Here is a 9,650-nt window from a genome sequence, read left to right on the forward strand (position 1 = left end):
GCAGCTCCGGCCGCTCCGGCAGCTCCGGCAGCTGCGGCAGCGTCGCGGGGTACGCGAGAGACGCGCGAGAAGATGACGACGCGCCGCAAGCGGATCGCCGAGAATCTGCTGCTGTCACAGCATCAGACGGCGCACCTGACGACGTTCAACGAGATCGACATGACGGCCATCACGGCCCTCCGTGAGCGTCTCAAGGAACGTGTTGAGAAGGAACAGGGCGTCAAACTGTCGTACATGCCGTTCTTCGTGAAGGCGGCCTGCCTCGCGCTGGAAGCCTACCCGGCTGTGAACGCGCAGATCGACGGCGACACCATCGTGTACAAGCACTACGTGAACATGGGCATCGCGGTGGCCAGCGACGCCGGCCTGGTGGTGCCGAACGTGAAGGACGCCGACACGAAGGGCATCGTGCAGATCGGCAAGGACATCGCGGCCGTGGCGAAGCGCGCGCGCGACGGCAAACTGTCAATGGACGACCTCACCGGCGGCTCGTTCACGATCACCAACGGCGGCGTGTTCGGCTCACTGCTCTCCACCCCGATCATCAACTATCCGCAGGTCGGCATTCTGGGCCTGCACAAAACGCAGGACCGTCCGGTGGCGATCAACGGCAAGGTCGAAATCCGTCCCATGATGTACGTCGCGCTCTCGTACGACCACCGGATGATCGACGGCCAGCAAGCGGTCCTGTTCCTGGTGCGCTTCAAGGAACTGATGGAAGACCCAGCGGCGATGCTTTTGTAACTGCTCAGTAGGGGGTACGCGGTACGGGCTACACCCGTCTCCGTACTCCGTACTCCCTACTTCCCAGTTATAAAGCACCACGACGCCCCTAAGCGTTTCCGCCGGGACGTCGGGCTTCGTCAGCGCACGTTTTCAACGCGAGGGTTGGGGCCGTGTCTGACGATTGCTGTGCTACACAGTCGAGTGGCGTTGCGAAATGCGTGCCACTGTGTTCAATGACGCGCGGGCTGGCGTACAGTCACGCCGTGCGAGCGAGGGCTACTGCTCTTTTCAATGTACGTGCTACGCCGCAGCTGCCAATGGGGATTTGCGCGGCGTGCCCGAAGCGTTACCTCGCGAGGCGCGGCGTTGGGGCTCTCGTGAGCTTGGGGTTCTGCGTCCAGGTTTCGAGTTATGGGCTGAACCCACGACTCGATACGTCACCCGATACTCCGAACGCACGTTGGCAGTCCCCGACTCAGAACGTGAGCGCCAGCGACGTCACGAACACGCCGTTCCGCCGCGAGAATCCGGACAGCTGGCGAGTCGTGGGGAACACGGCGTCCGCGGCAGCCAAGCCGCGCAGCTCGGTGCGCCAGAGTACCTTCGGTTCCGGCCGAACGTCGAGACCGACCGACGCGCCGTTCGTCCGGAACGGGGCGCCAGTGGCCGTTGTGGCCAGCACGCCGTCGCCGTCGGCGAACCGCTCCACGCGCGCCGCCAGCGCCACTGTCGGCGTCACCCACAGCCGACCGACGAGCGTCGCGCCGTACCACCCGTGGGTCGTCTGCACCGCCGTCACGCTGTCGCGCCACTGCTGCGCACCGACGTCAACCTGCGCGAGCAAGTCGAGACGATCCGCCAAGCGCGACGTCAAGCCGACGCCGTTGAACAGACGCCGCTGCGATCCGGCTTCGTTTCCGGCGTAACCGTACCACGACAGGGTGGTGGTCGGCGTGGCCGCCAGATCGAAACGAAGGCCGAGGCTCTTGTCGTCGTTGCTCTCGGAAATATTCTGCCACCCGTTGACCACATCCAGGCGCGCCGTGAGCGCCGGCGTGACCTGCCAAGTGGCGCGCAGTCCGGTGGAATAATACGGCGAGAAGTCGGCGACCAGCGATCGCGTATACACCGGATTGTCGCGGCTCGTCCACCCTTCCATGCCCGAGTTCGAATAGAAGATGCCGCCGTCGATCCACAGCCGCGGCGTGAGGTGATAGCCGGCGTACGCTTCCTGCAGCGACCGGGCGAGGACGTCACCACTCACGCTGCCCTGACGCGGCTCGGCCGCGTAGTTCGATTGCACCGACGTGCCGGCCTGCAACGCCAGTCGACCGCGCACGCGATCACCGGTCACTTTCACTTCGATGAACGCGAGATTGATGTTGAACTCATTGTGACGCGCTGGCTGCGTCGTGAACGCGCGGTCGCGTGCCGGTGGACGATTGACGTCGAACGCGTACACGCCATCGAGGAACGCGCCGAAGGTAACGCGTCGCGCGCTGTCGACGGCGATCGGCGGCGCCGTGATCGGCTGCGCCGTGATCGGCTGCGCCGTGATCGGCGCCGCGGTGCCGAACGAGGCAGCCGCGATCATGGCGAAACGCGCGGCCTTGAGAGCAGTGGAGGGAGTCATAGGTCCCTTGAACGCTAGCGCGCGTGCTGCGCGCGGCGAGGGGGTTCGCCGGCATCGACCGTGAAGATCCCACAAAAGATTCACCTGGAATTAGTTTTCCCGCATGACCTCCCCGACTCTCCAAACTGCCGACGTCGTGGTGCTTGGCGGCGGCCCAGGCGGCTATGTCGCCTCGATTCGCGCAGCACAACTCGGCCTCTCCGTCACCTGTGTCGAATTCGACAAGACGCTTGGTGGCACCTGCGTGAATGTCGGGTGCATCCCGTCGAAGGCACTCCTCCAGAGCTCCGAGCAGTATGAATGGCTGCGGCTCCATGCGGCCGAGCACGGTATCAGGGTCGACGGTGCGTCGATCGACCTGCCCACGATGATGGCGCGCAAGTTGGACGTCGTGGCGCAGAACACGAAAGGCGTCGAGTTTCTGTTCAAGAAGAACAAGATCACGTGGGCCAGAGGTTACGGCACGCTACAGCCCGGCAACGTGGTCGAAGTGAAAGCGGCCGACGGTACGATTTCGCACTGGCAGGGCACCTCGGTGATCATCGCCACGGGCTCCGTGCCGGTGCAGCTGCCATTCCTCAGGTTCGACGAGCAGCGCGTGCTGTCAAACGTGGGCGCGCTGTCGATTCCGGAAGTGCCGAAGCATCTGGTGGTCGTGGGCGGTGGCGTGATCGGCCTTGAACTCGGATCGGTGTGGCGTCGTCTCGGGGCAAAGGTCACGGTGGTCGAGTTCCTGCCCACCATTCTCACCGGCAACGACCACGATCTCGTGAAGGAGGCGGACAAGATCTTCCGCCAGCAGGGGCTCGAGATTCATACTGGCACCAAGGTGACCGGCGCCGACATCCATTCCGATGGCGTGCGCGTGCACGTGGAGAAGGACGGGGTGGCGTCACAACTCAACGCTGACTACGTGCTGGTGTCGGTAGGTCGCAAGTCCTCGACCGGCGGCATCGACGCCGGTGCGCTCGGACTCGCGATGGGCTCGCGCGGCGACATTCTGGTCGACGACCAGCAGCGTACCAACCTGCCGGGTGTGTACGCGATCGGCGACGTGTGCGGCGGCAAGCTGCTCGCGCACAAGGCCGAAGAAGAGGGCGTCGTGGCGGCGGAAGTGATCGCCGGCAAGCCGGTGCACATGCACCACCGCACGATCCCGGGCATTGTATACACGTCGCCCGAAATCGCCACCGTAGGCCTCACCGAGCAAGAGGTGAACGCGAGCGGACGCGCGTACCGCGTGGGCAAGTTTCCGTTCAGCGCAAACGGCAAAGCGCGCACGATGGGCGAGACGCAGGGCTTTGTGAAATTCGTCGTGGATCAGGACACCGACGAGATCCTCGGCTGTCACATGATCGGCCCGCACGTGGCCGACTTGTTGAGCGAAGTGATTTTGGCCATGGAGTATCGCGGCAGCGCTGAAGACATCGGCATCACGGTGCACTCGCACCCGACGCTCAGCGAGACGGTGAAGGAAGCGGCACTGGCGGCATTGGGGCGCGCGATACACATGTAGTCGGGAACCGCCGCTGCCAACTCCTAGGGAGCAGGGGGGAGGCGAAAGGGGGCAGGAAGCAGGCCGCTCAATGCGGTTCATTGCCTCCTGCCCCCTTCTTCCTCCCTCCTGCGTCCTAGGGAGTTTTCAGTTTCCTATCCTACCCTACCCTACAGCATCTTCCCAATCACAATGCCGATCGCGAAGATCCCCGCGCCGAGCATCGCGATCATCGTCATCGACCGCGCTGTTTGAGGTTCGACCATCGCGCCGGTCGAGGTGGTCGAGGTGGTCGTCACGCTGGCGGTCGTTGTTGCCGGGCGGGCGTCGGGAATTGCAGCCATGATATTCGCGGCCAGGGAGGCCGGTGTCGTCATGCGACGACGCTGGTCGGTTTCCGCCGAAATCATCTTCCACAAGTCCACCTGCTTGGCGTCGGCCCGCCGCGCCTCGGCCTCGCTGGTTTCCCCATCGAGCCACTGCTGGATCACGAGTGCGGGGCCGTCGCCCGCCGCTGCCGTACCGGGAAGCGGCACTTCGCGATCTGCCACCGTACGATCAGCAACCGGCGCGGCGTCGCGTTGCGGCAAATCCTGACCGAGGTTCCGGTCGTCATGCGCTTCATGTCGGTCGAGCATCAGTCGTATTTCTCCTCGAGCAAAGTCTGAAGGGCTTCTCGTGCCCGATGCACGCGCATCTTCAGTGCCCCTACGGTTGTACCCAAGAGATCCGCCATCTCTTCGTAGGAGCGTCCTTCAACATGTTTCATGATGAAGGCCTCCCTGAGCGATGGGGCCAACTGCGCGAGGGCTGAGTCGAGGTCCTGCCGCAGTTCAGTGCGGTCGAGGTCCTCATCGGGACTCGCGAAGGTGGAGGGCTGGTCGTCTTCGTCGTAGCTCAGGTGCGTGCGCCGAATGTTCTTCAGCCAGTCCTTGCACCCGTTCGCAACGATCCGAAAAAGCCAAGCATCGAATCGACCACGGACTTCACCGAGATGGTGATAGGCCTTGATGAACGATGTTTGAAGAATGTCTTCGGCGACGTCGGGACTTCCCGTCATACCTAAGGCATGTCGATACAGCGGATCGCTGTATCGACCGATCAGCATCGCGAAGGCATCGCGTTCGCCCGCCAGAATGCGGGAGATGACGTCCTGATCCGTATCGACGTCTGCGGGAGTGGGTTCTTCTTCCGTCATGGTCACGGCGCTAGGATAACGCCGTCTTAACGGTATTGACACCCCTTCCGACAAACGAAGCACAAAGAACGTCGCTGTTCGTCTCGCAGGGAGGACGAATGGTCGTGGAGGAGGTCACGCAGGTCGTGCTGGGAGTATCGGCACGTGATGGAATGCACTCCAGTGGTGATTGCGGATGAGTACGCCGTGTTCATCGAGATGGGGCGGCAAGTAGCGAACGCGACCATGCCCTTGCGGCGCGATGCCAGTGCGCGCTGACGCGTGGCCGTCGCGCTCGGCCTGCTGCAACACTTCCTGCACGCCACGCACGATGCCGCAGGGCACGCCCGCCTGCTCGAGCGCGGCGATCCATTGTGCGGCCGATCGTGCTGCCACCGCGGCTCGTATGGCGGTCACGACGCGATCACGTTGTGCCACCCGACCGGCGTTCGTGGCGAGCGAGGGATCATCGGCCAGGTCGTTGAGCCCGAACGCGCGGGCGGCGAGCGGCCACTGCGGATCGGCTCCCACCGCGAGGACAAATGGCCGGTCGGCAGCGGCGAAGAGCTGGTACGGCACCAGATTGGCGTGCGCGTTTCCCCAGCGGAGGGCGTCGCGACTGGACACCAGCGTGTTCTGCGCGACGTTGGCCAGGGCAGCCAACGCCGACGCCCTCAGCGTGACATGGATCCGCCGATCAGCGGCGGTGGACAGTCGCTCGCGGCCGGCCAATGCCCCTAAGATGGAGATCGCCGCGTCCTTGCCGGCCATCAGGTCGACCAACGCGACCCCGGTTTTCATCGGATCGCCGACGGGCTCGCCCGTGATCGCCATCCAGCCGCTTTCGGCTTGAATCACGAAATCGTATCCGGGACGCGCGCTATCGGGGCCGAAGCCGGAGATCGTGCACCAGATCAGCGCGGTATGCCGCGCCAGTAAACGATCAGCATCGAGCCCGTACCGTGCCAATACACCGGGTAGGAAGTTTTCAATCACAATATCGGCTTCCGCAATCAGCGTGTGAAGCAACTCCACATCGGCGGTCGAGTTGAAGTCGGCGGCCAGCGACAACTTGTTCCGATTGGTGCTCAGGAAGTACGCGGACTCGCCGTCGGGGGCGAAGGGCGGGCCCCAGCCACGGGTGTCGTCTCCGGTTCCGGCCCGCTCGACCTTGATGATCTGGGCGCCGAGATCGCCGAGGGTCATACTGCAGTGCGGTCCAGCAAGGACTCGCGAAAGATCGACAACTTTGATACCATCGAGCGGTAATGTCTTCATGGTGTTCTTTTGATGAGCTATTAACGGCGCGAATTTATCGCATAATGTGACGCAGGTGATCCGAACGGCGCAGGCCTGCGGGCCAGCGCGATACCGCTATAATATGCGGTTCGCTTCGCAAATCATGTCCCTATACCTTGCATAGATGACTGAAAATCATATAGTTACCCCAGTTCTGGTGGACCTGGACCATACTATTGAGGCCTGAGCGGTATCCCTCTGTAGAAAAGTCGGGCGACCACCTCTACCTCCATTGCAGGCGGAAGGAGTCCGTTCGACCCATGGCCGATTTGCCGCAGGCTGACGACGACACGATCACCGAAGGTGACGCACCTCCTGCCAGTCCGGCGCCTCGCCGTGGCCCTGGGCATCGGGCTGCAGACGCACGCGACACGGCCGCCGAGATGGCGCAGCGGGCGCACGAGATCAGCCTGGAGGCCGGCAGCAAGATGGCCGGCGCGATGCGCGAGGTTATCGGGGCGGCGGCTGGGTTCAGCGCCTTCGCGATCGAGAGCGCGCGCGACCTGATCAACTACATGGTCCGCCGCGGCCAGATGGGTCAGGAAGAGGCCGACGTGCTGATTCAGCAGGCGGAGGCGGCGTATATTGCGAAGCACGGCTCCCTGCCGATCCCGGGACCGAAGGCACCACCGCCAAAGCCGGTTCCGCTTGGCCAGCTGCCGAAGGCAGTCACCGCACCGGCGGCCGCTGCTGAAGCCGCCCTCGAGGCGCGGGCTGCCATGCGCATCGAACCGCAAAAGCCGTCGGACAAAGTGACGTTTGCTCCGCTTCCACCGAAGCCGGCGCCGAAGCCTCCCGCGCCGAAGGTTGACGTGATCGACCCTCCGGTCGAGGCCAAGCCGGCACCGAAGGCAGAACTTAAGGTGGAAGCCAAGGTGGAGACCAAGGCCGAAGCGAAGCCGGCTGCCAAGGCTCCGGCGGCACCGGCGAAGGCCGCCCCAGCTGCCAAGACCGCGGCACCGACGGCGAAGGCCCCCGCCAAGGCTGCCGCCAAGACACCCACCAAGGCGCCGGCGAAGGCACCGGTCAAGGCTGCCGCCAAAGCACCGGCCAAGGCTCCCGCGAAAGCACCGGCCAAGGCTCCCGCCAAAGCACCGGCCAAGGCTCCCGCGAAGGCACCGGCCAAGTCGGCGGCCAAGTCTCCCGCAAAGAAGGCGCCGGCCAAGAAGAAGTAGCACGACGTGTTCGTCGCGTCGGCACCGAGTCGCCTCGACTTCGGAGGAGGGTGGACAGATGTCCCACCTTATCCCGAAGAGCGAGGCGGCTTCGTATGTAACCTCGCCATTGAACGACGCAGTCGCGTTACGTTGAGCGACGGTCCCGCTGAGCAGAACCGGATGCCGCTGGTTGCCGCCGCGCTGCGGCGGTCCGGATTTGTAGGACACGTTACCATGGCCAGTGATTTCCCGATCGGCGCCGGACTTGGCGGATCGTCGGCGGCCGGCGTCGCCCTGTTGGCCGCCATCGCTTTCGCTCAAGGTCAGACTCCCCGTCCGGCGAGGCTGGCCGAGTGGAGCCGAGTGCTCGAGGTCGAAGAGTTGGGCATCGCCGGCGGGCGGCAGGATCATTACGCGGCCGCGTTCGGTGGTGCGCTGGGGCTGACCTTTGGAGAGTCCGTCACCGTGGAGGAGATTCCGCTCATGGCCTCCGCCATCACCGCACTCGAGTCGCGTATCACCCTCGTATATACCGGTGAATCGCGCATCTCCGGTGGCACGATTACCGCGGTGCTCGATGCCTACCGCGAGCGCGTGCCGCGCGTGCTTGAGGCCCTCGACCGGATGGCCGTGCTGGCCCGTGGAATGCGCAGTGCGCTGCACGCCGGCGACGTGACCACGCTCGCCGCGCTTGTGGACGAGCATTGGGTCTATCAGCGCGCTCTGCATCCGCGCATCACTACCGAGCGGATTGACGCGCTCGAGCGCGCGGCGCGCACCGCCGGTGCGCAGGGACTCAAGGCACTCGGAGCTAGCGGCGGCGGATCGGTCATGATCGTGAGTGATGTGGCCGACGTGGCGCGCGTGGTCGAAGCCGTCGCTCCGTACGGCGAGATCCTGCCGTGGCGCATCGCCACCACGGGCGTAGAGGTGTCGCGGCTCTCGCCCGACGCCTAGACTGTACCTCGTGACGTACCGATATCCGCTCGATCCCGTCGCCCTGACCGCATCGCTGGTCGCGATCGACTCGCGCAATCCGTCACTCGTGCCCGATGGGCCGGGTGAACTCGCCTGCGCCACGCACCTGGCCGCCGTGCTGAGCGGGTGGGGCTTCGCGGTGGCGCTGCAGCAGATCGCGCCCGGTCGCGCCAATGTGATCGCCCGCATCGGCCCCACGGGACGCACCCCGCTCATTCTCAACGGACACCTCGATGTCGTTGGCGTCGAGGGCATGTCCCACCCGCCGTTCGCGCCGGATGTGCGCGATGGCAACCTGTATGGGCGCGGCTCCACCGACATGAAGGGCGGGGTGGCCGCCATGTGCGTCGCCGCCGCCCGCGCGGCGGCGCGTGGTGCGTTGACGAGTGAGATCATCATCACCGCCGTATGCGACGAAGAGTACGAGTCGATTGGCACCCGTGCGCTGCTCGCGCAGGGACTGCGTGCCACCGGGGCAATCATTACCGAACCCACGCGCTTGGCGATCGCGCCAGCGCACAAGGGGTTCGCCTGGATCGAGGTGGTGCTGCACGGTCGCGCGGCACACGGTAGTCGCTACGACGTGGGCATCGATGCGAACCGCCATGCCGGTCTGCTGCTGGCGGCGCTCGATCACTACGAACAGGACCTGCTCACCAAACGTATCCATCCCCTGCTCGGACGCGCATCGCTGCACGCGTCATCGATCGTGGGCGGAACCGGCTGGTCGACCTACGCGGAACGGTGCACGCTGCACCTTGAACGCCGCACGCTTCCCGGTGAGACGGGAGCACAGGCCTTGGCCGATGTGCGGGCAATGTGCGACCAACTCGCCGCCGCGCGACCGGGCTTCCAAGCCGATGTCTCGCTCGTGTGCGCGCAGCCACCGCTCGACCTCGCGCATGATGCCCCACTGATTGCGTCAATGAACGTGGCGTGCAACGCCAGTGGGCTCGAGCCGAAGCTCGTCGGGCTGTCGTGCTGGACCGATGCGGCGCTGTTCGCCGAGGCGGGAATACCCGCGCTGTGCTTTGGGCCCGGCGATATTGCGCGCGCACACTCGGCTACGGAGTGGGTGGAGGTGGCGGAGATTGAGCGGGCGGCGGAGATACTGGAAGGGGTCTGCTCCGCGTGGGGGCGGTCGTAAGGCCGCTGGGGGGGGGGAGAGCTGGGATCTCTGGGGGA

9 protein-coding genes are annotated in these 9,650 nt (G+C 64.9%); 5 read left to right on the forward strand and 4 right to left on the reverse strand.

Features of this window, described 5'->3' with window-relative positions; all coding sequences use genetic code 11:
- Window positions 1-744 (forward strand): 2-oxo acid dehydrogenase subunit E2 (locus ACLL97_RS05940; RefSeq protein WP_411279564.1); only part of this gene is annotated, 744 nt, incomplete at its 5' end.
- A gap of 457 nt (window positions 745-1,201) precedes the next feature.
- Here ACLL97_RS05940 and ACLL97_RS05945 read toward each other — a convergent pair.
- Window positions 1,202-2,359: a porin gene (locus ACLL97_RS05945; protein WP_411279565.1), complete on the reverse strand. Its 1,158-nt coding sequence runs from the start codon at window positions 2,357-2,359 to the stop codon at window positions 1,202-1,204.
- A 103-nt stretch (window positions 2,360-2,462) separates the two neighbouring features.
- Here ACLL97_RS05945 and lpdA point away from each other — a divergent pair, with 103 nt between their 5' ends.
- The gene (gene lpdA / locus ACLL97_RS05950; protein ID WP_411279566.1) at window positions 2,463-3,875 is read left to right on the forward strand and encodes a dihydrolipoyl dehydrogenase; all 1,413 of its coding nucleotides are present in this window, start codon (window positions 2,463-2,465) and stop codon (window positions 3,873-3,875) included.
- A 149-nt stretch (window positions 3,876-4,024) separates the two neighbouring features.
- Here lpdA and ACLL97_RS05955 read toward each other — a convergent pair whose 3' ends face one another.
- The 3 genes from ACLL97_RS05955 to ACLL97_RS05965 all read right to left on the reverse strand — a co-directional run bounded on the left by ACLL97_RS05955 (window position 4,025) and on the right by ACLL97_RS05965 (window position 6,309).
- Window positions 4,025-4,492, reverse strand: a complete 468-nt coding sequence (locus ACLL97_RS05955) for a hypothetical protein (RefSeq protein WP_411279567.1) — start codon at window positions 4,490-4,492, stop codon at window positions 4,025-4,027.
- Window positions 4,492-5,052 carry an RNA polymerase sigma factor gene (locus ACLL97_RS05960; RefSeq protein ID WP_411279572.1) on the reverse strand — a complete coding sequence of 187 codons (561 nt, stop codon included), beginning with the start codon at window positions 5,050-5,052 and terminating at the stop codon, window positions 4,492-4,494. Before ACLL97_RS05960 ends, ACLL97_RS05955 begins: the two co-directional genes overlap by 1 nt.
- 114 nt (window positions 5,053-5,166) lie before the next feature.
- A complete protein-coding gene (locus ACLL97_RS05965) occupies window positions 5,167-6,309 on the reverse strand; it encodes a CaiB/BaiF CoA transferase family protein (protein WP_411279568.1) in 1,143 nt (380 codons plus the stop codon).
- A gap of 281 nt (window positions 6,310-6,590) precedes the next feature.
- Here ACLL97_RS05965 and ACLL97_RS05970 point away from each other — a divergent pair, with 281 nt between their 5' ends.
- The 3 genes from ACLL97_RS05970 (at window position 6,591) to ACLL97_RS05980 (ending at window position 9,612) form a co-directional block, all read left to right on the forward strand.
- Window positions 6,591-7,505 (forward strand): hypothetical protein, encoded by a 915-nt coding sequence (locus tag ACLL97_RS05970; RefSeq protein WP_411279569.1) that lies wholly within the window; start codon window positions 6,591-6,593, stop codon window positions 7,503-7,505.
- A gap of 216 nt (window positions 7,506-7,721) precedes the next feature.
- Window positions 7,722-8,444: a hypothetical protein gene (locus ACLL97_RS05975; RefSeq protein ID WP_411279570.1), complete on the forward strand. Its 723-nt coding sequence runs from the start codon at window positions 7,722-7,724 to the stop codon at window positions 8,442-8,444.
- A gap of 10 nt (window positions 8,445-8,454) precedes the next feature.
- The gene (locus ACLL97_RS05980) at window positions 8,455-9,612 is read left to right on the forward strand and encodes an ArgE/DapE family deacylase (RefSeq protein ID WP_411279571.1); all 1,158 of its coding nucleotides are present in this window, start codon (window positions 8,455-8,457) and stop codon (window positions 9,610-9,612) included.
- Window positions 9,613-9,650: the final 38 nt, after the last annotated feature.

The sequence above is a fragment of the Gemmatimonas sp. genome, from assembly GCF_046594945.1.
GTDB lineage: Bacteria > Gemmatimonadota > Gemmatimonadetes > Gemmatimonadales > Gemmatimonadaceae > Gemmatimonas.